Raw genomic sequence first — 22,472 nt, 5'->3', positions numbered from 1 at the left:
CGGTCTTCCTTCTATATAGAGGAGGGAAGCCAATAACAGAGGAAGTGGTTTATGGCGGATACGCGTCGTTGGGTGTGGCTTGGCGGGATTGTCCTGCTGTGCGTTTTTGTGTTTTTGCTGCATTCGATCCTGACGCCATTTCTGGTGGCGTTGTTGCTCGCCTATCTGTTCGATCCGGTGGTGGATCGCCTGGAGAAAGCCGGCCTGTCGCGAACCTGGGGTGTGATCGCGGTATTTGCCTTGTTTACCCTGATCATCACCGCGCTGGTACTCGTGCTGGTGCCGATGCTGGCCAAGCAGCTGTATCGGCTTTACGAGCTGGCGCCGCAGATGCTCGACTGGTTGCAGCACACGGCCATGCCGTGGGCCCAGGCCAAGCTGGGGCTGTCGGACGGGTTCTGGAAGTTCGACAAGGTCAAGGCGGCCATCAGTGAGCACATGGACAAGACCACCGATATCGTCAGTATGGTGCTCAGCCAGGCAACCGCTTCCAGCCTGGCGCTGATCGGCTGGCTGACCAATCTGGTGCTGATCCCGGTGGTGGCGTTCTATCTGCTGCGTGACTGGGACATCATGATGGCCAAGATCCGCAGCCTGCTGCCGCGCGACCGCGAGGAACGCATCGTGTCCCTGGCCGGCGAGTGCCATGAAGTCCTGGGCGCGTTCGTGCGCGGGCAACTGCTGGTGATGCTGGCGTTGGGCATCATTTACGCCGCCGGCTTGATGGCGATCGGCCTTGAGCTGGGCCTGTTGATCGGCCTGATCGCCGGCCTGGCCGCAATCGTGCCGTACATGGGGTTCGTCATCGGTATCGGCGCGGCGCTGGTGGCGGGGCTGTTCCAGTTTGGTGGCGACCTGTACCCGATGCTCGGGATCGTCGCGGTATTCATGGTCGGTCAGGCGCTGGAAGGCATGGTATTGACGCCGCTGCTGGTAGGCGACCGCATCGGTCTGCATCCGGTGGCGGTGATCTTTGCGATCCTTGCGGGCGGTGAGCTGTTCGGCTTTACCGGCATCCTGCTGGCGCTGCCGGTGGCGGCGGTGATCATGGTGCTGGTGCGGCATGTTCACGACCTGTACAAGGATTCGGACGTGTACACGGGGGTTGAAGACCCCGATCTGTAATCGAGGTATCACAAACCCGGCTTATCGCCGGGTTTGTTGTTTATGGGGGCGGGGGCGTCAAACAAATCGCGTAAAACCAGCAGGTTAACGCAAACCTTTGATTTTGCTTATGGTCTGCTGCATTGTGCGCCCGGCGCCACGCGTATAAACTTTGCAAACTTTACACAGAGGCCACTCACGGTTCGATGGGAGCCGTTCAGTCAGCATGAAACCGATTCAGCTGCCCCTAGGTGTGCGTCTGCGTGACGACGCTACCTTTATCAATTACTACCCAGGCGCCAATGCCGCTGCACTCGGCTATGTCGAGCGCCTCTGCGAAGCCGACGCCGGGTGGACTGAAAGCCTGATCTATCTGTGGGGCAAGCATGGCGTAGGGCGTACCCACTTGTTGCAGGCCGCGTGCCTGCGTTTCGAGCAAATGGGCGAGCCGGCGGTCTACCTGCCTTTGGCCGAGCTGATGGACCATGGTGTGGGGATCTTCGACAACCTCGAACAATATGAACTGGTGTGCCTGGACGACTTGCAGGCCATTGCCGGCAAGGCGGATTGGGAAGAGGCGCTGTTTCATCTGTTCAATCGCCTGCGTGACAGCGGCCGGCGCCTGTTGATCGCCGCGTCCACCTCGCCGCGTGAACTGCCTGTGAAGCTGGCCGACCTCAAGTCGCGCCTGACGCTGGCGTTGATCTTCCAGATGCGCCCCCTGTCCGATGAGGACAAATTGCGCGCCCTGCAACTGCGTGCTTCGCGTCGCGGCCTGCACCTGACCGACGAGGTCGGGCATTTCATCCTCACCCGGGGCACGCGCAGCATGAGCGCCTTGTTCGATTTGCTCGAACAGCTCGACCAGGCCTCGTTGCAGGCCCAGCGCAAGCTCACCATTCCGTTCCTCAAGGAAACCCTCGGCTGGTAGCCAGCCCTTGTGTTTCCAGGCTTTCGGCAAATTCCAGGCGCCAGAAAACCTGCGTTTGAGCCAGTTTGGCTACGCAAAGGTCAGGTGTCAGGGATCAAGGCTTAGATGGCGTGGTCCACGCAAGAAGTCACAAAGAACTCGATTGAATTTGCAAATCGATGTGATAGTGGGCATAGTCTCGGCTTCTTTACACATCAGCCACGGTCGTGCCCATGCTAAATCGCTTCGCACCCCTCGTGCCTCTCGCACTCGTTACCCTGTTGTTTGGTTGCGCCTCCCACCCTCAGCAGGTGGCAGAACAGCAAAAACCCCAGGTTCAAAATCAGGCTAAATTCGTTGCTGCACAGTCTGCTTCTGTTTATGAAGAAGAGCTGGCAACCGAAAAAGAACTCGCCGACTTCTCCGGCAGCAAGCCTTACCAGCTTCCCGTTCTGGCCGACAGCATTCTCGAACGCGGCATGTCCCTGATCGGTACCCGTTACCGTTTCGGCGGCACCTCCGAGGCCGGTTTCGACTGCAGCGGTTTTATCGGCTACCTGTTTCGTGAGGAGGCCGGCATGAATCTGCCGCGCTCCACCCGCGAAATGATCAACGTGAAAGCACCGTTGGTCGCGCGCAACAACCTCAAGCCCGGTGATCTGCTTTTCTTCAGTACAGCCGGTCGCGGTCGTGTCAGTCACGCCGGTATCTACCTGGGCGATAACCAGTTTATCCACTCCAGCAGCCGTCGTAGCGGTGGGGTGCGGGTCGATAGCCTGGGCGACAGCTACTGGAGCAAAACCTTCATCGAAGCCAAGCGCGCACTCGCCATGGCCCCGTCTACGGTGACCGCCAGTAAGTAAAGTTAAAGTGATACTTGAAGTTTGACGCGTAAGCGCTAGAATCCCTGGACATTGTTGTAATCCGTTCGCGCGAGCCCTGCTTGCGCGTTCTGGTTTTCAACGTTCGGCAGCGAAAGCCGCATCCAGTCCAGGATTGTTCTGCACATGTCGACCTCGGCCCGCCTCATTCTGCTTGTTTGCGCCGCGCTTCTCAGCGCCTGCGCGAACCGTCCACCGCCGCCCGCGCCCGTAGCGGTCAAGCCCAAGCCGGTGTTCAACTATTCCACCCAGAATTTCTCGCCTGCCGCCGAAGATGTGCTCTTCCGCGCGCTGGGCCTGGTCGGCACGCCCTATCGGTGGGGCGGCAATACGCCGGACTCGGGGTTTGATTGCAGCGGCCTGATTGGTTTTGTCTACCGTGACGCAGCCGGTATCACCTTGCCGCGCACTACCCGCGAGTTGATCGTGATGCGTGCTCAGGACGTCAGCGAGCAAAACCTGCAAACCGGTGACCTGCTGTTCTTTGCCACCGGTGGGGGGTCGCGGGTGAGCCACGCCGGGATCTACGTGGGCGAGGGTCGCTTTGTGCACGCGCCGCAGACCGGTGGTACGGTGAAGCTTGATACGTTGTCCAAGGCGTATTGGCAGAATGCCTACTTGAGCGCCAAGCGAGTATTGCCGGCCAACCTGGCCCGCAATCCCTGAGTCAAGCATAGATTCAAATGTGGGAGGGGGCTTGCCCCCGATGAGGGAGGGTCAGTTGATAAATTTTCAGCTGACCCACCGCCATCGGGGGCAAGCCCCCTCCCACATTGGTTTTGTAGCGGTCTCGTAAATCTCTACTTGGCAGCAGACACCCGCCATACCTTATTGCCCACATCATCAGCCACCAGCAACGCGCCTTGCTGGTCGATCACCACGCCCACCGGCCGACCCATGGCGTTCTCATCCTTATCAAGGAACCCGGTCAGCACATCCACCGGTTTGCCCTTAGGCTGCCCACCCTCGAACGGCACGAAGATCACCTTGTAGCCACTGTGCGGCTTGCGATTCCACGAGCCGTGCTGGCCGATGAATGCACCGTTGCTGAACTGCGCAGGAAGTTTGTTGCCGGTGGCGAAGGTCAGTCCCAGCGACGCGGTATGCGGGCCGACCGCATAGTCCGGCGCAATGGCTTTGGCCACCAACTGCGGGTTCTGCGGCGTGACGCGCACATCCACATGCTGGCCGTAGTAGCTGAAAGGCCAGCCGTAGAAGGCGCCGTCCTTGACCGAGGTGATGTAGTCCGGCACCAGGTCACTGCCGATCTCATCGCGCTCGTTCACCGCCGTCCACAGCTTGCCGCTCTGGGGTTCCCAGGCCATGCCGTTGGGGTTGCGCAGGCCGGAGGCGAAAATACGATGCTGGCCCGTGGCGCGGTCCACTTCCCAGATCGCCGCCCGGCCTTCTTCGGCTTCCAGGCCGTTCTCGCCGACGTTGCTGTTGGAGCCGACGCTCACATACAGCTTGCTGCCATCCTGGCTGGCCACTACGTTTTTGGTCCAGTGATGGTTGAGGCTGCCACCCGGCAAGTCGACGACCTTGGTGCCGGCCGCCTTGATCGCGGTTTCGCCAGGCTGATAGGGGAAGCGCAACAACTTGTCCGAGTCGGCCACGTACAGGTCGTTGCCGACCAGGGCCATGCCGAACGGCGAGTTGAGGTTTTCCAGGAACACCGTGCGCGTTTCGGCGACGCCGTCGTGGTCGGCGTCGCGCAGCAGGGTGATGCGGTTCGGGCTCGGCACGCCCGCGCCGGCGCGGCCCATGACTTTTTCCATCACCCAGCCGCGAATGCCTTTGCTGTCATCCGGCTTGGGCGGTGCGTTGGTCTCGGCCACCAGTATGTCGCCGTTGGGCAGCACATAGAGCCAGCGCGGATGCTCCAGGCCCTCGGCGAATGCAGCCACCTGCGTGCCGGCAGCGGCGGTGGGCCTGGCGCCGTCTGGCCAGCCGACAGCCGGCGCGATGTTCACGGTGGGGATCAGCGTCTTGTTCGGTTCCGGCAGCCTGGGCGAGGGCCCGGTGCCATCGGTCACCTGCAGGGTAGAGCTTTCTCCGCAGGCGGCGAGGGTGCCGGCCAGCATGATCAGTAAGGCGAGTCTGGTTTTATGCATGGTGTTCTCCTGAATACCTGTAAGGGTAGAGAAGCACATCACCTTGATGGTTCAAGTACAGGGCCAGCTTTAATTGACGCTCCACCCCCAACCCACTAACCTTCGCGGCTTGTTCCAGGTGCTCTGTGGCGTGCGCGTCGACGGAGTGAAACAGGGAAGCCGGTGAGTGAGCGCACTTGTACACAGTGCTGCCGCAATTCCGGCGCTGCCCCCGCAACGGTAAATGAGTCAAGACGGCGCTGTTGGCCACTGTATCGCAGGCGATATGGGAAGGCGCGCCGTCGGCCTGCACGGTCTTTTACACAGACTGAGCGCCACTCATGAGCCCGGAGACCGGCCTGAAGCATCCAACAGCATCACGGTGGGCGATGCTTGGCTGTCTGTTTTCTTTTTTCCTGCCCGCCGTTTTTGTCCAGCCCCAACGGAGAGCTGCCATGACCGATACCCCCGACCGCGACGAACGCCACCTGGCGCGCATGCTGCGCAAAAAAGCCGTGATCGATGAACGCATCGCCAATTCGCCCAATGAGTGCGGGTTGCTGCTGGTGCTGACCGGCAACGGCAAGGGCAAGAGCAGCTCGGCCTTCGGCATGCTGGCCCGGGCCATGGGCCATGGCATGCAGTGTGGCGTGGTGCAGTTCATCAAGGGGCGTCACAGTACCGGCGAAGAGCTGTTCTTCCGCCGTTTCCCCGAGCAAGTGCGCTTCCATGTGATGGGCGAAGGCTTTACCTGGGAAACCCAGGATCGCCAGCGCGATATCGCCGCCGCCGAGGCGGCCTGGGCGGTATCCAGGGCGATGCTGACTGACCCCTCCATCGGCCTGGTGGTGCTGGATGAACTGAACATCGCCCTCAAGCACGGCTACCTCGACCTGGACCAGGTGCTCGGCGACCTGCAAGCCCGTCCGCCGATGCAGCACGTGGTGGTGACCGGCCGGGGCGCCAAGCCTGAGCTGATCGAAATGGCCGATACCGTCACCGACATGGGCATGCTCAAGCACGCGTTCCAGGCCGGTATCAAGGCTCAGAAAGGCGTCGAACTTTGAATCAGCCCCGTCATTGCCCGGCCGTATTGATCGCCGCACCGGCGTCCGGTCAAGGCAAAACCACCGTCACCGCCGCGTTGGCGCGTCTGCACCGCAACCTGGGGCGCAAGGTCCGCGTATTCAAATGCGGGCCGGACTTCCTTGACCCGATGATTCACGAACGCGCCAGTGGCGCGCCGGTCTATCAATTGGACATGTGGATGGTCGGCGAGCAGGAAAGTCGTCGTCTGTTGTGGGAAGCGGCGGGGGAGGCCGACCTGATCCTGATCGAAGGCGTGATGGGCCTGTTCGACGGCACCCCTTCCAGCGCCGACCTGGCGCGGCATTTCGGCGTGCCGGTGCTGGGGGTGATCGACGGCACCGCCATGGCGCAGACCTTCGGCGCACTCGCCTTGGGCCTGGCCCGCTACCAGCCGGACCTGCCCTTCGCCGGGGTACTCGCCAACCGCGTCGGCACGCTGCGCCATGCGCAGTTGCTGGAGGGCAGCCTGACCGAAGGGTTGCGCTGGTACGGCGCGCTGTCGCGCGAAACCGGCATAGAACTGCCCAGCCGGCACCTGGGCCTGGTGCAAGCCAGCGAACTGAATGACCTCGACGCGCGCCTGGACGCCGCCGCCCAAGCCCTGGGCAGCAGTTGCGAAGTGGCCGTGCCGCCGCCGGTGACGTTTGCCGCGCCCGCAGTTATCACGGCCGAGCTGCTGCTCGCCGGGGTGCGCATTGCGGTAGCCCGTGACGAAGCTTTCGCCTTTACCTACGGCGCCAGCCTCGACCTGTTGCGGGCAATGGGCGCGCAGCTCACGTTTTTCTCGCCCCTTCACGATCACGGGTTGCCTGACGCCGACAGCCTGTACCTGCCGGGTGGCTACCCGGAATTGCATCACCTGGCGCTGGCGCAAAATACCGCGATGCTTGAGGCAATCCGCGCCCATCACGCCGCCGGCAAGCCATTGCTCGCCGAGTGTGGCGGCATGCTGTACCTGCTCGACTCGCTTACCGATGTCGACGGCAACCGCGCCGAACTGCTCGGCCTGCTGCAGGGCGACGCCGTGATGCAAAAGAAATTGGCGGCCCTGGCGCTGCAAAGCGTGGAGCTGCCCGAGGGCACGTTGCGCGGGCATACCTATCACCACTCCCTGACCAGCACTGAGTGCGAGCCGATCGCCCGCGGGCTTAGCCCCAATGGCGGGCGCGGGGCGGAGGCGGTGTATCGGCAGGGGCGGATGACGGCCTCCTATGTGCACTTTTACTTTCCGTCGAATCCGGCGGCGGTGGCCGCATTGTTTGCGCCAGGTCCCGACACCGCTATCGGGGGCAAGTCGAATCGTCGCACCGCCCCTCCCACAATTGACCGAGTTGAAACCCCATCCAATGTGGGAGGGGGCTTGCCCCCGATGAGGCCATGACTGACCACGCCTTCCCCGAAGCCGACCGCCAAGCCGTCTACCGCGCGATCGCCGAACGCCGCGACATGCGCCATTTCAGCGGCGGCAGCGTCGCGCCTGAATTACTGCAACGCCTGCTCCAGGCCGCCCACCAGGCGCCGAGCGTCGGCCTGATGCAGCCGTGGCGGTTTATCCGCATCAGCGACCGCCAATTGCGGGGCCGCATTCAACAACTGGTGGAAGAAGAACGCATCCGCACCGCCGAGGCCCTGGGCGAGCGTTCCGACGACTTCATGAAGCTCAAGGTCGAAGGCATCCACGACTGCGCCGAAGTGCTGGTGGCGGCACTGATGGACGATCGCGAACGGCACATCTTTGGCCGGCGCACCTTGCCGGAAATGGACATGGCGTCCTTGTCCTGCGCGATCCAGAACCTGTGGCTGGCCGCCCGCGTCGAGGGCCTGGGCATGGGCTGGGTCTCGTTGTTCGAACCCCAGGCCCTGGCCGACCTGCTGGGTTTGCCGGCGGGCGCCAAACCCCTGGCGGTGCTGTGCCTGGGACCGGTCGCCGCGTTTTATCCGGCACCGATGTTGCAACTCGAAGGCTGGACCGAACCTCGGCCATTGAGTGACATGCTGTATGAAAACCTGTGGGGAGTGAGTCAATGAGTGTGGCCTTGCTGTGTGTCGCCGCCGTGGCGCTGGATGCGCTGCTGGGCGAGCCCAGGCGCTGGCATCCGCTGGTGGCATTCGGCAATTTTGCCGGGCGTATCGAGCAGCGTTTCAACACGGAGGGCCGTGGCTGGCGCAGCCATGGCGTGACCGCGTGGTTTATCGCGGTAGTGCCGCTGACCCTGCTCGCCACCGCATTATCCTGGGCGCCTTATATCGGTTGGGTGCTGGAAATCCTGGCGCTGTATTGCGCCCTCGGCATGCGCAGCCTGGGGGAGCATGTGATCCCGGTCGCCCAGGCCCTGCGCAGCGATGACCTGGAAGAGGCGCGCAAACGCGTGAGCTATCTCGTTAGCCGCCAGACCAGCGAGTTGGATCACACCGAGGTTGCCCGCGCTGCCACCGAGTCGGTGCTCGAAAACGGCAGCGATGCCGTGTTCGCCGCACTGTTCTGGTTTGTGGTCGCCGGGGTGCCGGGCGTGGTGCTCTATCGCCTGAGCAACACCCTTGACGCCATGTGGGGCTATCGCAACGAACGCTTTGAGCGCTTCGGCTGGGCGGCGGCGAAGATCGACGACGGGCTCAACTATATTCCTGCACGTTTGGTGGCATTAACCTACGCGCTGCTGGGCAAGACGCGGCTGGCGCTCAGATGCTGGCGCACCCAGGGTCCGACCTGGGACAGCCCCAACGCCGGCCCGGTGATGGCCGCTGGTGCCGGCGCGCTGGGCGTGGAACTGGGTGGCGCGGCGATCTATCACGGCGAGGTGCACCAGCGCCCGCCGTTGGGCGAAGGCCCGCCGGCCGACGCTGACGCCATCGACCGCGGCTGGCAACTGGTGCAGCGCGGCCTATGGTTGTGGCTGCTGATCCTGTGCGCGGGGGCGCAATTTTATGCTTGAACATGGTGGTCGGCTGCGTAAGGCCGCAATTGAATACGGGATTGCCGAAGCGGATTGGCTCGATTTGTCCACTGGCCTGGCGCCCTGGCCGTGGCCGATCCCGGAGATTCCTGTGCGCGCCTGGGCGCGGTTACCCGAAGCCGATGACGGCCTGGAGAAAGTGGCCAGCGACTACTACGGCGCCGCCCAAGCGTTGCCGGTGCCAGGCTCCCAGGCCGCGATCCAGTTACTGCCGCGCCTGCGCCGTTCGGGCAAGGTCGGGGTGCTGTCGCCGTGTTATGCCGAGCACGCCGAGGCCTGGCGGCGTGCCGGTTATGTCGTACGCGAAGTGCAGGAGCAGGAAGTCGACTTCTTTCTCGACGGCCTCGACGTGCTGGTGGTGGTCAACCCCAATAACCCCACCGGCTTGAACCTGGCCCCTGAGCGCCTGCTCGACTGGCATGCGCGGCTGGCCCAGCGCGGTGGCTGGCTGGTGGTGGACGAGGCCTTCATGGATGTTACCCCGCACTTGAGCCTGGCCAGCCACACCCATCAGGTCGGCTTGATCGTGTTGCGCTCGTTCGGCAAGTTCTTCGGCCTGGCCGGCGTGCGCCTGGGTTTTGTGCTGGCCGAGCGCAAGTTGCTCAGGTTGTTGGCCGAACAGGTCGGGCCTTGGGCGGTCAGCGGGCCGACCCGAGTGATTGGCCAGCATTGCCTGAGCGACAGCGCCGGGCACGTTCGCCAGCGCACCCGTTGCCTGGAGGCGGGCCAGCGCTTGTTCGACCTGCTGCAGCGCCAGGGTTTTGAACCCCACGGGGGCTGCGCCTTGTTCCAGTGGCTGATCACACCGCACGCCGAACGCTTGTACGAATTCATGGCCCAGCGCGGCATCCTGCTGCGCCTGTTCGTGCACAACAGCAGCGTGCGTTTCGGCCTGCCCGACAGCGAGGCCGATTGGCAGCGCCTCGAGACGGCCCTGGTCGCCTATAAGGAAGTGACATGACCACGCTGATGGTGCAGGGCACCACCTCCGACGCCGGCAAAAGCACGCTGGTGACCGCGCTGTGTCGCTGGCTGGTGCGCCAGGGGGTTCCGGTCGCACCGTTCAAGCCACAGAACATGGCGCTCAACAGCGCGGTGACCGCCGAAGGCGGCGAGATCGGCCGCGCCCAGGCCGTACAGGCCCAGGCCGCCCATCTGGCGCCCCACACCGACATGAACCCGGTGTTGCTCAAGCCCAACAGCGACACCGGTTCCCAAGTGATCATCCATGGCCGCGCCGTGACCAGCATGAACGCGGTCGCCTACCACGACTACAAGGCCATCGCGATGCAGGCGGTGCTGGCCTCCCACACCCGGTTGAGCCAGGCCTATGCGGTGGTCATGGTCGAAGGCGCGGGCTCGCCGGCCGAAATCAACCTGCGCGCCAATGACATCGCCAATATGGGCTTCGCCGAGGCCGTGGACTGCCCGGTGCTGTTGATCGCCGATATCAATCGCGGCGGGGTGTTCGCCCATCTGGTCGGCACCCTGGAGTTGTTGTCCCCCAGCGAGCAGGCGCGGGTCCAGGGGTTCATCATCAACCGTTTTCGCGGTGATATCGCGCTGCTGCAACCGGGGCTCGATTGGCTGGAGGCGCGCACCGGCAAGCCGGTGGTGGGCGTGCTGCCCTATGTGATGGACCTGCACCTGGAGGCCGAGGACGGTATCGATCAGCGCCAGATCGACAAGGCCGCCCAGGTGCTCAAGGTGGTGGTGCCGGTGCTGCCGCGCATCAGCAACCACACGGATTTCGACCCGCTGCGCCTGCATCCCCAGGTGGACCTGCAATTCGTCGGGCCGGGCCAGCCGATCCCGGCTGCCGACCTGATCATCCTGCCGGGGTCGAAAAGCGTGCGCAGTGATCTGGCGTATTTGCGTGCCAATGGGTGGGACACGGCCGTGGCGCGGCATTTGCGTTATGGCGGCAAGGTGCTGGGCATTTGTGGCGGGTTGCAGATGCTCGGCGAGCAGGTGCATGACCCGCTCGGTCTGGAAGGAGCCGCCGGCTCCAGCGACGGGTTGGGGCTGCTGGCGTTCAGTACCACGCTTGCGCAGGAGAAGCAGCTGCGCAATGTGCGTGGACGGTTGTTGCTGGAGGATGCCGAGGTCAGTGGGTATGAGATCCATGCGGGGGTGACGAGCGGCGGGGCGTTGTCGAATGCCGCTGTGCGGCTTGATGATGGGCGCAGTGACGGTGCGCAGAGTGCCGATGGGCAGATTCTCGGGACGTACCTGCATGGCCTGTTCGAAACCCCGGCCGCGTGCAGTGCGTTGTTGCGCTGGGCGGGGTTGCAGGAGGTGCAGGAGGTGGATTATCACGCGCTGCGTGAGCGGGATATCGAGCGGTTGGCGGATTTGGTGGAGCACCATCTGGATACTGGTTTGTTGCGCAGACTGTGCGGGCTTTGACGGTGTGTACGCGGACAGAATGTGGGAGGGGGCTTGCTCCCGATGGCGGCCTCAGGGTTGGCCAGTATTTTGGATCAGATCAAGTACATATCCATTATTTAGGTAACGGCCACTTAGGGTTCCGCCCTTACGGCGGCTCACTTTTGAAAAGCGCAAAAGTAAGCAAAACGCTCTTGCCCCACCACTCGGCACCTCGCCTAGGCTCGGTGTGCCCTCTCTCCGGCTTGAATCCGTGGGCCGCCGCCACGCGCCATCCATGGCGCGGGGCGGCTAACCCGGCGTCCTGCCGGGTTGCCCACGGATTCAAGCCTGCGTTCGGCCAGCGTGGTTTAACGGGGCGCCTGAGATCAAGAGCGACTCGCTGCGCATCGTGGTTAGGCTTGGGCGCTACTGAGTGGACTAAATGTGGGAGGGGGCTTGCCCCCGATGGCGGTGGGTCAGCTATCAATGTATTCACTGTCACTCCCTCATCGGGGGCAAGCCCCCTCCCACATTGTTCGGTGGCGGCCTCAGCCGGTCGGCGGGCCTTGGAAGGTATGTGCTTATGCATCAATTAATTCTCGGCGGCGCTCGCTCGGGCAAGAGTCGGCTGGCTGAAAAGCTCGCCGGCGACAGCGGGCTGTCCGTGATTTATATCGCCACCAGCCAGCCGCTGGACGGTGAGATGAATCAGCGCGTTGCCTTGCATCGCGAACGGCGCCCAGATCACTGGGGCTTGATCGAAGAACCCGTCGAGCTGGCGCGTGTGTTGCGCGAAAACGCCGCTGCCGGCCATTGTCTGTTGGTCGACTGCCTGACTTTGTGGCTGACCAATCTGTTGATGCTCGAGGATGCCGAGCGCCTGGCGTTCGAGCGCGATCAGTTGCTGCAAACCCTGGCGTCGCTGCCGGGTGAAATCATTTTTGTCAGCAACGAGACCGGACTGGGTGTCGTGCCGCTGGGCGAATTGACTCGCCGTTATGTGGATGAAGCCGGTTGGCTGCATCAAGCCTTGGCCGAGCGGTGTCAGCGTGTGGTGCTGACGGTGGCCGGCCTGCCTCTGACTTTGAAAGGTACTGCGTTATGACCGATTCCTGGTGGCTCAACCCCTGCAAGGCCATCGATGCTTCTGCGCAGAAACAGGCGCGGGACCGTCAGCAGCAGTTGACCAAGCCCGCCGGTTCCCTCGGCCAGTTGGAAGCGCTGGCGGTGCAATTGGCCGGATTGCAGGGCCGGGTCAAGCCCTCGGTGGATCAACTGTGGATCGCGATTTTTGCCGGTGACCACGGCGTGGTCGCAGAAGGCGTGTCGGCGTTTCCCCAGGCAGTGACCGGGCAGATGTTGCACAACTTTGTCACCGGTGGCGCGGCCATCAGCGTGTTGGCCCGGCAACTGGACGCGCAGCTGGAGGTGGTCGATCTCGGCACGGTGACGCCCTCCCTGGCGTTGCCCGGCGTGCGTCACCTGAACATCGGCGCGGGCACGGCCAACTTCGTCAACGGCCCGGCGATGACCCAGGCTCAGGGCAATCAGGCCCTGCAGGCCGGGCGAGACAGCGCACACCGCGCCCTGGAAAGCGGCGTACAGCTGTTTATCGGTGGCGAGATGGGCATCGGCAACACCACCGCCGCCAGTGCGTTGGCCTGTGCGCTGCTCGATTGCCCGGTGAGTGACCTGACCGGGCCGGGCACGGGTTTGAATGCCCAGGGTGTCAGTCATAAGGTGGCGGTCATCGAGCGCGGCCTGACACTGCACGGGGCCCAGCGCGACGACGCGCTGCAGACGCTGTTCAACCTGGGGGGATTTGAAATCGCCGCGCTGGTCGGTGCCTATCTGGCCTGCGCCCAGGCGGGCATCGTGGTGCTGGTGGACGGGTTTATCTGCAGTGTCGCCGCACTGGTCGCCACGCGCCTGAACCCGGCCTGCCGCGAGTGGCTGGTGTTCGGCCACCGTGGCGCCGAGCCGGGCCATCGTCACGTGCTGCACAGCCTTGACGCGCAGCCTCTGCTCGAGCTGGGCCTGCGCCTGGGCGAAGGCAGCGGCGCAGCGTTGGCGGTACCGCTGTTGCGCCTGGCCTGTGCGCTGCACGGGCAGATGGCGACCTTCGCCGAAGCGGCCGTGGCGGACCGTCCCGCATGACGTTGCACCTGGATGTGCTGCGCCACGGTGAAACCGAATTGGGCGGCGGCCTGCGCGGTAGCCTGGATGACGCCCTGACGGCCAAAGGCTGGGAACAGATGCGCGCCGCAGTCGCAGGGCGGGGGCCGTGGGACCGGCTGATCAGTTCGCCGTTGCAACGCTGCGCGCGCTTTGCCCAGGAGCTGGGCGAGCGTCTGGACCTTCCGGTCAGCCTGGAAAAAGACCTGCAGGAGCTGCACTTCGGTGCCTGGGAAGGGCAGAGCGCGGCGGCGTTGATGGAAACCGATGCCGAGGGCCTGGGCTTGTTCTGGGCGGACCCCTACAGTTTTACGCCGCCGCAAGGTGAGCCGGTGGGCGCGTTTTCCGAACGGGTGCTTGGTGCTGTCTCACGTCTGCGCCAGGCCCATGCCGGTGAGCGCGTGCTGTTGATCAGCCACGGTGGGGTGATGCGGCTGCTGTTGGCGCGCGCGCGCGGCTTGCCCCGTGAACAATTGCTGAATGTCGAAGTCGGCCATGGCGGGCTGTTCAACTTGCAAGTCGCGACCGATGGCACGTTGAAGGAAGGAGGCTGACCATGCTGCCATTCTGGATCGCCCTGCAGTTCCTGAGCAGCCTGCCGATTCGCCTGCCGGGCATGCCGCAACCGCAGGAACTGGGGCGTTCGTTGCTGTTTTATCCGCTGGTGGGCGTGCTGTTCGGCCTGCTGCTGTGGTGCCTGAACGCTTTGTTGACGGGCACGCCACTGTTGCTGCACGCCGCGCTGCTGCTGAGCGCCTGGGTGCTGCTCAGCGGCGGCCTGCACCTGGACGGCCTGGCCGACAGTGCCGACGCTTGGCTGGGTGGTTTTGGCGACCGTGAACGCACTCTTACCATCATGAAGGACCCACGCAGCGGGCCCATTGCCGTGGTCACCCTGGGCCTGGTGCTGCTGCTCAAGTTCACTGCGCTGGTGACGCTGATCGAGCAGCACAATGGCGCTGCGCTGATTCTCGCGCCGCTGATCGGCCGGGCGTCGATGCTGGCGCTGTTTCTCACTACGCGTTATGTGCGCGCGGGTGGATTGGGTCAGGCGCTGTCGGATCATCTGCCCAGGGTTGTCGGCCAGCAGGTGCTGGTCCTCAGTGGACTGGCCTGCATCCTGATCGGCGGGTTCAACGGTGGGCTGGCGGTATTGCTCGCCGCAGTGTGTTTTATCGGGTTGCGCCAGGTGATGGTCAAGCGCCTCGGTGGCACCACCGGCGATACTGCCGGCGCACTGCTGGAACTGCTGGAAACGGCGGTGCTGATTGGACTGGCGTTGTAACACTTTCTTGCATTTGCACAACTCCGGGTATATACACGCTCCATGCTTGCCTCCCAATGTCTATGCACCAACCTGCGACGCGCCGCCCGTGGCGTCAGCCGGCATTACGACGGCGCCCTCGACGGCTTCGGGATCAACGTTGCGCAGTATTCCTTGCTGTGCAACCTGCAACGTCTCGATCAGCCGAGCATTTCCAGCCTGGCCGAAGCCATGGGCCTGGACCGCAGCACCCTGGGGCGCAATCTGCGCGTCCTGGAAGGTGACGGCCTGGTGCGGTTGGTCGAGGGTGATGACCTGCGCAATCGCCTGGTGGTATTGACCGAGGCGGGCCAGCAGCGGTTGGCGGCGGCCCTGCCGGCATGGGAAGCGGCGCAACAGAAATTGATCGATCAGCTTGGCGCGCAAAAGCGCGAAACCCTGTTGGCCTTGCTGGATGAACTTGCCTGAACGGCGGTTTGTTCGGCTACAAGCGGGTATATACCCGCGACGGAGAATAAGAAATGACCTCGATGTGGCGCACCAGTGGCTGGGTTCTTTTGGGGAGTGCGCTGATCCTGGCGTTGTCGTTGGGCGTGCGGCACGGCTTTGGGCTGTTCCTGGCGCCGATGAGCAGCGAATTCGGCTGGGGGCGTGAGACGTTCGCTTTTGCCATTGCCTTGCAGAACCTGATCTGGGGCCTGGCACAGCCGTTCACCGGGGCCTTGGCCGACCGCTTCGGCGCGACCAGGGCGGTGTTCGTCGGCGGCGTGTTGTACGCCGTGGGCCTGGTGCTGATGGGCATGTCGGACTCGGCGTGGTCATTGTCCCTGAGTGCCGGGTTGCTGATTGGCATCGGCCTGTCCGGCACGTCGTTTTCAGTGATTCTCGGCGTGGTCGGCCGCGCCGTAGCACCGGAGAAACGCAGCATGGCCATGGGCATCGCCAGCGCCGCCGGCTCCTTTGGCCAGTTCGCCATGGTGCCTGGCACCCTCGGCTTGATTGGTTGGCTGGGCTGGTCGGCGGCGCTGCTGGCCCTGGGCTTGATGGTGGCGTTGATCCTGCCGCTGGTGGCCATGCTCAAGGACAAACCGCTGCCGGTGACGGTCGGTCAACAAACCCTGCGCGAAGCGTTGAAGGAGGCGTGCTCCCACTCCGGGTTCTGGCTGCTGGCCTTCGGCTTTTTCGTCTGCGGATTCCAGGTGGTGTTTATCGGTGTGCATCTGCCGGCGTACCTGGTGGACCAGCATCTGCCGGCCACGGTGGGCACCACGGTGCTGGCCTTGATCGGCCTGTTCAATGTGTTCGGCACCTACACTGCCGGCTGGCTGGGTGGGCGCATGTCCAAGCCGCGTTTGCTCACCGGTTTGTACCTGCTGCGCGCGGTGGTGATCGGGCTGTTCCTGTGGGCGCCGGTTACCGAGGTCACGGCTTACCTGTTTGGTATGGCCATGGGCTTCCTCTGGTTGTCCACCGTACCGCTGACCAACGGCACCGTTGCCACTTTGTTCGGCGTGCGAAACCTTTCGATGCTGGGTGGGATTGTGTTCCTGTTCCATCAACTCGGCTCATTCCTCGGTGGCTGGTTGGGCGGGGTGGTCTATGATCGAACCGGTAGCTATGACCTGATCTGGCAAGTGGCGATTCTGCTCAGCCTGCTCGCAGCGGCCCTGAATTGGCCGGTGCGTGAGCGGCCGGTGGCGCGCGTGCAGGCGCAAATGGAGGCGGCATGAGTGCAGCACTGCGGTGCGTGATCCTGGCGGTGGCGCTGGTGGTGTTGCTGTTGGCCTGGTGGGGCTGGCAGCAAGGCGGCCTGGCGTTGATGCAGTTGGGCATGGCGATCTGTTAAGTTCATTGTCTGAACCGAATCAAGGACCTTTGATATGTTGATGCGCTGGCTCGCTGTACCCGTCCTGATGGCTGCTGGCAGTGTGGCCCTGGCCGCCGGATGCCCGCCGTTGCTGGAGGGCCAATTGCCCAAGCTGCGGGCCAAGGAATCCATTGACCTGTGTCAGCGTTTTGCAGGCAAGCCTTTGGTGATCGTCAATACGGCGAGCTTCTGCGGCTTCGCTCCTCAATTCAAAGGCCTCGAAGCCTTGTATCAGCGTTATAAGGGCGAAGGGCTGGAGGTGATTGGCGTGCCTTCCGACGACTTCAAGCAGGAGGCCAAGACCGGTGAGGAAACCGCCAAGGTCTGCTACGTCAATTACGGCGTGACCTTCACCATGACCGAGCCGCAGAAGGTCAAGGGGCCGGACGCGGTGCACCTGTTCAAGAGCCTGGCGCAGCAGACCGACACGCCGCCGAAGTGGAATTTCTACAAGTACGTGGTGGATCGCCAAGGCAAGGTGATTGCCAATTTTTCCAGCCTGACCAAGCCTGACAGTCCCGAGCTGATCAAGGCGGTAGAGCAGGCGATCGCTTCCAGGCCCTGATACAGGATCGTCCATTAAAAAGCCCCGCCTCCTTTGCAGGAGGCGGGGCTTTTTTATACCGCGATGAATCAGAAGCGGTAGGTCATGCCCAGGCCGAAACCGTTGGCACTGTTCTCATACTTGGCGTTGTAGCTGGCCAGCTGGTTGGCGCGTGCCACCTTGACGTCCTCTTCCTTCAGGTAGGAGTAAGCCACGTCGATGGTCATGTTCGGCATGACCTCGTAGCCCAGGCCCAGACTGAAGATGGTGCGGTCGCCGGTGGGAATGCGCGGCGAGCGATCCGTGTTGTTGGTCGGCGACTGGTCGAACGTCAGGCCGGTACGCAGTACCACCTGCTTGGTCAGCTGGTACGAAGTACCCACGGCGTACGCCCAGGTGTCGTGCCAGTTCTGGTCTTCCTTGATGGTGCTGACCAGGCCGGGGGCCAGCGCGCCACCCGCTGCGGCAGTCACGCCTTCGTTCTTGACGGTGATGTCTTTCAGGCGGCTCCAGCGGGTCCAGGTTGCACCGGCGTAGAGTTTCCACGCATCGGTCAGGTCCTGGGTTACCGACAGGTCGTAGGACTCAGGCGTGTCGATCTTCAGCGAGGCGTCGTAGCGATTGCTGCGCAGGAACGGCGACGTCGCGGTCGGTGCGGTGACTTCGGTGTGGCCGTCCAGCTTGTAGCTGACCTTGGAGTGGTAGGTCAGGCCGACGCGAGTAGTATCGGTGGCTTGTACCAGTACGCCGATGTTGAAGCCCAGCGCGGTGTCGTCACCCTTGATCTTGATGTTGGTGTCGGGGGCGCGAGGGTTCAGCGTCAGGTCCGATTCCAGGGTACCGGCAATGCGGTTGATGGTCGGGCCAAAACCCACGGAAACGCGATCGTTGAAGGCGTAGCTGACAGTCGGTTGCAAAGTGATGACTTTCACTTCGCTCTTGCTGCCGAAGCCACGGCCCTGGAAGCCGCTTTCGTAGTCGGTCACCAGGCCGAACGGCGCATAGACGCCGAAACCCACAGCCCACTGATCGTTGAGTTTATTGGTGTAGAAACCGAAAGGGACGGCGGTGAACGGCACCATATCGCCCTTGTTGCTGCCACTGGAGCGACCGCTGGTATTGCTCAGGTCAGTGGACGCATCGATGGCCGCGACACCGCCGGTAACCTGCTGGCCGCTCAGGCGAGCCATGCCGGCAGGGTTGCCATACACAGTGCTTGCATCATCGGCAGAAGAAGAGCGACCCGCGAAACCAGTACCCATTCCGCTGACGCTCTGTTCGTTCAGGGCGAAGCCGCTGGCGAACAGTTGGGAGGAGGCCATGGCAACGGCGAGGCTAAGTGTGGTCTTGAGCATTACTTTTTTCATTATTAGAACTCCGTGTGATCACCGCTGCGGAAAGTATCAATAAATTTCACATCGCGCTATAGGCTGTAATGCAGGAGATAGAGCGGTTTTGTAGGACAATCCGACCAGATTTGCGGTTTTTTGGCGAATCTTGCAAATTGCCCGGTCAGCAGGTCGCGTATTTCATGGGACAGACACAGGTTTGCCCGGCCTGGGAGAAATCTCGCAAACGTCATTGAGGGTGAAATATTTTTAATGAATGACGGGCCCGAGAAGGCGGGCTTGGCAGCGGTAAATCGGATCTCAGGCCCGTCGCAAGCGGATCATGCCGCTTGAGTTGAAGTGTAGTGTCATATTCATCCTGTAAAGGACTGTTTTTAAAACATCTTCTTCAACTGGTTATAACGTTTATATCTATTTGTGATTAGTAAGAATTCTTTGGCTGAATGCCAGGCAATAAAAAACCCTGCTTTTCAGACAGGGTTTTTGTGTTTCAGCGACTCGGGTCGATCAGGCAATCAATGCCTGACGGGTACGCTCGATCACGGCCTGCAGCGGTTCTGCGCTGGAGTATTGATCGGGGTACAAGCGTTCGCTGTGACGCGCGATGCCGTGTTCGTTGACCAGGGTGAAGCTGAAGCAGCCTTTGCGAGCGGCCATGATCAGGCAGTTCATTGGGGCAAAAGCGTTGGTGAGGGTGCGGATGGCATCCTGAGTATGGATTTGAGCGTTCATATTATGGGTGTTCCTACAAATGACACAGATAAGAACCGTGCCGTATTAAAACGTTCCAGTGACGTTGATCACCATTGATCAAACGAAGAACCCGACTGGAACAAAGCAGCCAGTTTGAAGCGCTATTGAATGAGGCGCGCTTGGGCTGGCAGGTAGGTACTTAGGAGGGCAGGCAACACAACAGGGGCAAAGGTTCTGGGCCCCGGGTGAAGATCCTGATCAATTTGCAGGTTGGTTCGGTCAGAGTATGGAGACTTCGCGACACCCTTTGCTTGTTCAAAGGCCGTGTCGTCGCAAGTGATACCTGGAAACCATCGAGGTGGTCGATCCCATGTGATTCAGGGATATGTTCGACCAGAATTGACTTTCAGCTTGGTACTAACGCCGCGGATAGTAACGGATCGAAACAGGGAAGGGAAGGGGGCCCGTAAAAAAATCCCGATCAGCCCCCCAGCAGCCCGCGATAGACCAGCACGGTGATCGACGCGGCCAACGTACAACCCAGTGCGTAGGCGGCGAGGGTCAGCCTCAAGGACTTGCCGGTCTCGATGACCCGAATGACATCACGCATGTCGCCGATCCCGCCTTCGCCCAGTTCGATGCACAGACTTGACGCGGTCAGAGCGGCGGATACCAGGATAGCGATGGCAAACAGCGCGCCGTCCGGGGACGGTAACAGCGCATTGATGGCCAGGGATGTCGCACAAATGGCCAGCAGCAACGTGGCGAATAACAGAATTCCTTTCATCGGCCCTGCACGGTTGCGTTGTCGGTGGAGAAGTGTGGCGAGCGACGACCGCTTTGAAAAGTCCCCAGGCCTGCAGGCAGTTACATTTTCCCGGCCTGTCGGAGCAAAAAGGCCCGCGATATAACCATTGACTGGGTAGTTGTGCACATTTGTCGCAGCTTGTGTAACTTCAGGGGCAGCGGCCCTGGAGCCCGCTCATTTGCCTGCAATCAAAATTTAAGTCAATGAAAAATCTGGCTTTTTTTTATTGGTGAAAAAATCGTCAGTTTGACTGCGGCCCCCGTTCCATGGGGCTTTGCGCGAGTTAAAGCGGGGTTGTCCACTGAGTTATCCACAGCTTCTGTGGATTGTCCCAAGCGCTTGCTCTAGAACGGGCGTGCAGCGTTTTTTCAGCTTTACCTGTACGAAAAAAAGAGTAGAGTGGCGCGCCTTCCGGTCTGCCCCACAGTGCTTTATGAAGTTTCGCTCCGTATCACCTTCTGTTACCGACACTCCCCAAACTGTTACCGCGCCCAAGCGCTTTTCGTTGAAAGTCGCCTTGTGGCTGCTCGACAGCCCACGCCTGGGGCAGAGTACCAACATCAAGCACTTGGCCGGCCGTCTGCTCAAGCAGCCTGCCCGTGAAGGCGTGGTGGCCGCACAGAGCCGCCTGGGCCAACTGATGTGCCGTGAATGCGGAAATGCCCGCGACCGGCGTATCGGCCAGGACCTGCTGCGTTCGGCGGCCCGTGCCGGTGATCGCCGCGCCCAGCGCGAATTGGGCCAGGTCGAAGACTGAGCTGTCCTCCCGTGCCTTGCTTGGTTAACCTTGCTGTTTTTGGGTGAAGGCAGAAATGACTATGGTGTTCGACTGGACCAGTGTCGCCCTCGGCCTTGCGGGCGCAGCCCTGCCGTTACTGGCGTGGTGCTGGCAGCTTCAACGGCGGCTGACCGCGCGCACCACCGGCTGGGAGTTGCTGGAAGAGCGCCTGGCCACCGCGCAGATGGCCCAGGAAGGGCTTGCCGCGCAGTTGGACGCCAGCCGCGACGAGATCAGCGATCTGAGCCAGGCCAACGCCGCCAAGCAGGCCGACCTGGCTGCGGTACGCCGCGAAGTCGAGCTGTTGCAGATCGACCGCGATAACGCCCGCGATGCCGCCCACGCCTGGAATATCGACCGCAGCGCCAAGGAAACCGAACTGCGCCGCCTTGACGCCCTGGCCGCGGCCCTGCGCGCCGAGCTGCGGGAACAGCAGGACAGCCATCAACAACGTCTCGCCGACCTGCAAGGTTCCCGCGATGAGCTGCGCGCGCAGTTCGCCGAACTCGCCGGGAAGATTTTCGACGAGCGCGAACAACGCTTTGCCGAGACCAGCCAGGAGCGTCTCGGGCAGTTACTCGACCCGCTCAAGGAACGCATCCAGTCCTTCGAGAAGCGCGTTGAAGAAAGCTACCAGAACGAAGCCCGCGAACGCTTTTCCCTGGCCAAGGAGCTTGAACGCCTGCAGCAATTGAACCTGCGCCTGTCGGACGAAGCCACCAACCTGACCCGCGCCCTTAAAGGCCAGAAAACCCAGGGTAACTGGGGCGAGCTGATCCTCGAGCGCGTGCTGGAACATGCGGGGCTGGAAAAAGGTCGCGAGTATCAGACCCAGGTCAGCCTCAAGGGCCCGGATGGCGAACGCTTCCAGCCGGACGTGCTGATCATGTTGCCGGGCGACAAGCAGGTGGTGGTGGACTCCAAGGTCAGCCTGACCGCCTACCAGCAGTATGTTGCGGCGGATGACGAGGTGATTGGCCAGGCGGCGTTGAAACAGCATGTGCTGTCCTTGCGCAATCACGTCAAGGGCTTGGCCGGCAAGGATTACAAGCGCCTGGAAGGCTTGCACAGCCTGGATTTCGTGCTGTTGTTCGTGCCGATCGAAGCGGCGTTTTCCGCAGCGCTGCAAGCCGAGCCGAACCTGTTCCAGGAAGCCTTTGACCGCCATATCGTGATTGTCAGCCCGACCACCTTGCTGGCCACCCTGCGGGTGATCGACAGCCTGTGGAAGCAGGAGCGTCAGAGCCAGAACGCGCGGGAAATCGCCGAGCGCGCCGGTTGGCTGTATGACAAGTTCGTGCTGTTTATCCAGGATCTGGACGAAGTGGGTAATCGTCTGCAACAGCTGGATAAGGCTTACAGCGCAGCGCGCAACAAGCTGACGGACGGACGCGGGAATCTGGTCAGTCGCACCGAGCAGTTGAGACTGCTTGGCGCCCGAGCGAGCAAGAGTTTGCCGGCGGATCTGCTCGAGCGCGCGATGACGGATGCTGACGGTGTAGCGCATCTTCCTGAGTAAAACACAGGCCAAATGTGGGAGGGGGCTTGCCCCCGATTGCGGAGTGTCAGTCGCCAGATCTATTGGTTGATGCA

General features: G+C 62.3%; 23 protein-coding genes and 1 riboswitch. Of the genes, 19 read left to right on the top strand and 4 right to left on the bottom strand.

The window, feature by feature from the left end; translation table 11 throughout:
* Positions 1-51 precede the first annotated feature (51 nt).
* The 4 genes from BFQ00_RS23935 to BFQ00_RS23920 all read left to right on the top strand — a co-directional run bounded on the left by BFQ00_RS23935 (position 52) and on the right by BFQ00_RS23920 (position 3,561).
* Positions 52-1,125, top strand: a complete 1,074-nt coding sequence (locus tag BFQ00_RS23935; RefSeq protein WP_065884497.1) for an AI-2E family transporter — start codon at positions 52-54, stop codon at positions 1,123-1,125.
* Between the two features lie 205 nt (positions 1,126-1,330).
* The gene (hda, locus tag BFQ00_RS23930) at positions 1,331-2,035 is read left to right on the top strand and encodes a DnaA regulatory inactivator Hda (protein ID WP_065884498.1); all 705 of its coding nucleotides are present in this window, start codon (positions 1,331-1,333) and stop codon (positions 2,033-2,035) included.
* A 212-nt stretch (positions 2,036-2,247) separates the two neighbouring features.
* Positions 2,248-2,877, top strand: a complete 630-nt coding sequence (locus tag BFQ00_RS23925; RefSeq protein WP_065884499.1) for a C40 family peptidase — start codon at positions 2,248-2,250, stop codon at positions 2,875-2,877.
* Positions 2,878-3,021: 144 nt separating this feature from the next.
* Positions 3,022-3,561 carry a C40 family peptidase gene (locus tag BFQ00_RS23920; RefSeq protein ID WP_065934936.1) on the top strand — a complete coding sequence of 180 codons (540 nt, stop codon included), beginning with the start codon at positions 3,022-3,024 and terminating at the stop codon, positions 3,559-3,561.
* Positions 3,562-3,695: 134 nt separating this feature from the next.
* Here the strand turns inward: BFQ00_RS23920 and BFQ00_RS23915 are convergent, their stop codons facing one another.
* Positions 3,696-5,009, bottom strand: coding sequence for a PQQ-dependent sugar dehydrogenase (locus BFQ00_RS23915; protein WP_065934935.1), 1,314 nt, complete (start codon positions 5,007-5,009; stop codon positions 3,696-3,698).
* Positions 5,010-5,108: 99 nt separating this feature from the next.
* Positions 5,109-5,366, top strand: a riboswitch (cobalamin riboswitch).
* 77 nt (positions 5,367-5,443) lie between these two features.
* Between BFQ00_RS23915 and cobO the strand changes: the two genes are divergently transcribed.
* From cobO to BFQ00_RS23850, 13 genes are all read left to right on the top strand, one after another.
* Complete coding sequence (gene cobO / locus BFQ00_RS23910; RefSeq protein ID WP_065934934.1) at positions 5,444-6,055, top strand: cob(I)yrinic acid a,c-diamide adenosyltransferase; 612 nt, start codon at positions 5,444-5,446, stop codon at positions 6,053-6,055.
* Positions 6,052-7,458: a cobyrinate a,c-diamide synthase gene (locus BFQ00_RS23905; protein ID WP_065934933.1), complete on the top strand. Its 1,407-nt coding sequence runs from the start codon at positions 6,052-6,054 to the stop codon at positions 7,456-7,458. Before cobO ends, BFQ00_RS23905 begins: the two co-directional genes overlap by 4 nt.
* Positions 7,455-8,105 carry a 5,6-dimethylbenzimidazole synthase gene (bluB, locus tag BFQ00_RS23900; protein ID WP_065895743.1) on the top strand — a complete coding sequence of 217 codons (651 nt, stop codon included), beginning with the start codon at positions 7,455-7,457 and terminating at the stop codon, positions 8,103-8,105. Before BFQ00_RS23905 ends, bluB begins: the two co-directional genes overlap by 4 nt.
* On the top strand, positions 8,102-9,010 hold the full coding sequence (gene cbiB, locus BFQ00_RS23895) for an adenosylcobinamide-phosphate synthase CbiB (protein WP_065934932.1): 909 nt from the start codon (positions 8,102-8,104) through the stop codon (positions 9,008-9,010). Before bluB ends, cbiB begins: the two co-directional genes overlap by 4 nt.
* Positions 9,003-9,992 (top strand): threonine-phosphate decarboxylase CobD, encoded by a 990-nt coding sequence (gene cobD / locus BFQ00_RS23890; protein ID WP_065884506.1) that lies wholly within the window; start codon positions 9,003-9,005, stop codon positions 9,990-9,992. The genes cbiB and cobD overlap by 8 nt, the downstream gene beginning before the upstream one ends.
* Entirely contained in the window at positions 9,989-11,440 is a 1,452-nt protein-coding gene (locus BFQ00_RS23885; protein WP_065934931.1) for a cobyric acid synthase, read from the top strand. Before cobD ends, BFQ00_RS23885 begins: the two co-directional genes overlap by 4 nt.
* A gap of 544 nt (positions 11,441-11,984) precedes the next feature.
* Positions 11,985-12,506 carry a bifunctional adenosylcobinamide kinase/adenosylcobinamide-phosphate guanylyltransferase gene (gene cobU / locus BFQ00_RS23880; protein WP_065884508.1) on the top strand — a complete coding sequence of 174 codons (522 nt, stop codon included), beginning with the start codon at positions 11,985-11,987 and terminating at the stop codon, positions 12,504-12,506.
* The gene (cobT, locus tag BFQ00_RS23875) at positions 12,503-13,558 is read left to right on the top strand and encodes a nicotinate-nucleotide--dimethylbenzimidazole phosphoribosyltransferase (RefSeq protein ID WP_065934930.1); all 1,056 of its coding nucleotides are present in this window, start codon (positions 12,503-12,505) and stop codon (positions 13,556-13,558) included. The genes cobU and cobT overlap by 4 nt, the downstream gene beginning before the upstream one ends.
* Positions 13,555-14,130 carry an alpha-ribazole phosphatase family protein gene (gene cobC, locus BFQ00_RS23870; protein ID WP_065934929.1) on the top strand — a complete coding sequence of 192 codons (576 nt, stop codon included), beginning with the start codon at positions 13,555-13,557 and terminating at the stop codon, positions 14,128-14,130. The genes cobT and cobC overlap by 4 nt, the downstream gene beginning before the upstream one ends.
* A gap of 2 nt (positions 14,131-14,132) precedes the next feature.
* Positions 14,133-14,861 (top strand): adenosylcobinamide-GDP ribazoletransferase, encoded by a 729-nt coding sequence (locus BFQ00_RS23865; RefSeq protein ID WP_065934928.1) that lies wholly within the window; start codon positions 14,133-14,135, stop codon positions 14,859-14,861.
* A 42-nt stretch (positions 14,862-14,903) separates the two neighbouring features.
* The gene (locus BFQ00_RS23860) at positions 14,904-15,308 is read left to right on the top strand and encodes a MarR family winged helix-turn-helix transcriptional regulator (protein ID WP_065884512.1); all 405 of its coding nucleotides are present in this window, start codon (positions 14,904-14,906) and stop codon (positions 15,306-15,308) included.
* Positions 15,309-15,361: 53 nt separating this feature from the next.
* A complete protein-coding gene (locus BFQ00_RS23855; protein WP_065934927.1) occupies positions 15,362-16,570 on the top strand; it encodes an MFS transporter in 1,209 nt (402 codons plus the stop codon).
* Positions 16,571-16,720: 150 nt separating this feature from the next.
* Positions 16,721-17,272 (top strand): glutathione peroxidase, encoded by a 552-nt coding sequence (locus BFQ00_RS23850; protein WP_065934926.1) that lies wholly within the window; start codon positions 16,721-16,723, stop codon positions 17,270-17,272.
* A gap of 68 nt (positions 17,273-17,340) precedes the next feature.
* Here the strand turns inward: BFQ00_RS23850 and BFQ00_RS23845 are convergent, their stop codons facing one another.
* From BFQ00_RS23845 to BFQ00_RS23835, 3 genes are all read right to left on the bottom strand, one after another.
* Entirely contained in the window at positions 17,341-18,618 is a 1,278-nt protein-coding gene (locus BFQ00_RS23845; RefSeq protein ID WP_065934925.1) for an OmpP1/FadL family transporter, read from the bottom strand.
* A gap of 489 nt (positions 18,619-19,107) precedes the next feature.
* Positions 19,108-19,332: a hypothetical protein gene (locus BFQ00_RS23840; protein WP_010208698.1), complete on the bottom strand. Its 225-nt coding sequence runs from the start codon at positions 19,330-19,332 to the stop codon at positions 19,108-19,110.
* A gap of 442 nt (positions 19,333-19,774) precedes the next feature.
* On the bottom strand, positions 19,775-20,080 hold the full coding sequence (locus tag BFQ00_RS23835) for a hypothetical protein (RefSeq protein WP_065884516.1): 306 nt from the start codon (positions 20,078-20,080) through the stop codon (positions 19,775-19,777).
* Between the two features lie 454 nt (positions 20,081-20,534).
* Here BFQ00_RS23835 and BFQ00_RS23830 point away from each other — a divergent pair, with 454 nt between their 5' ends.
* Both BFQ00_RS23830 and rmuC read left to right on the top strand, forming a co-directional pair.
* The gene (locus BFQ00_RS23830; protein WP_065884517.1) at positions 20,535-20,858 is read left to right on the top strand and encodes a hypothetical protein; all 324 of its coding nucleotides are present in this window, start codon (positions 20,535-20,537) and stop codon (positions 20,856-20,858) included.
* A 175-nt stretch (positions 20,859-21,033) separates the two neighbouring features.
* A complete protein-coding gene (gene rmuC / locus BFQ00_RS23825) occupies positions 21,034-22,398 on the top strand; it encodes a DNA recombination protein RmuC (protein ID WP_170827591.1) in 1,365 nt (454 codons plus the stop codon).
* The last annotated feature ends 74 nt before the right edge of the window (positions 22,399-22,472 follow it).

The organism is Pseudomonas sp. 28 E 9 (assembly GCF_900004785.1).
In the GTDB taxonomy this organism is placed as follows: domain Bacteria; phylum Pseudomonadota; class Gammaproteobacteria; order Pseudomonadales; family Pseudomonadaceae; genus Aquipseudomonas; species Aquipseudomonas orientalis_A.
Note: the sequence above shows the minus strand (reverse complement) of the source record. Positions and strands in the feature narration are given on the sequence as shown.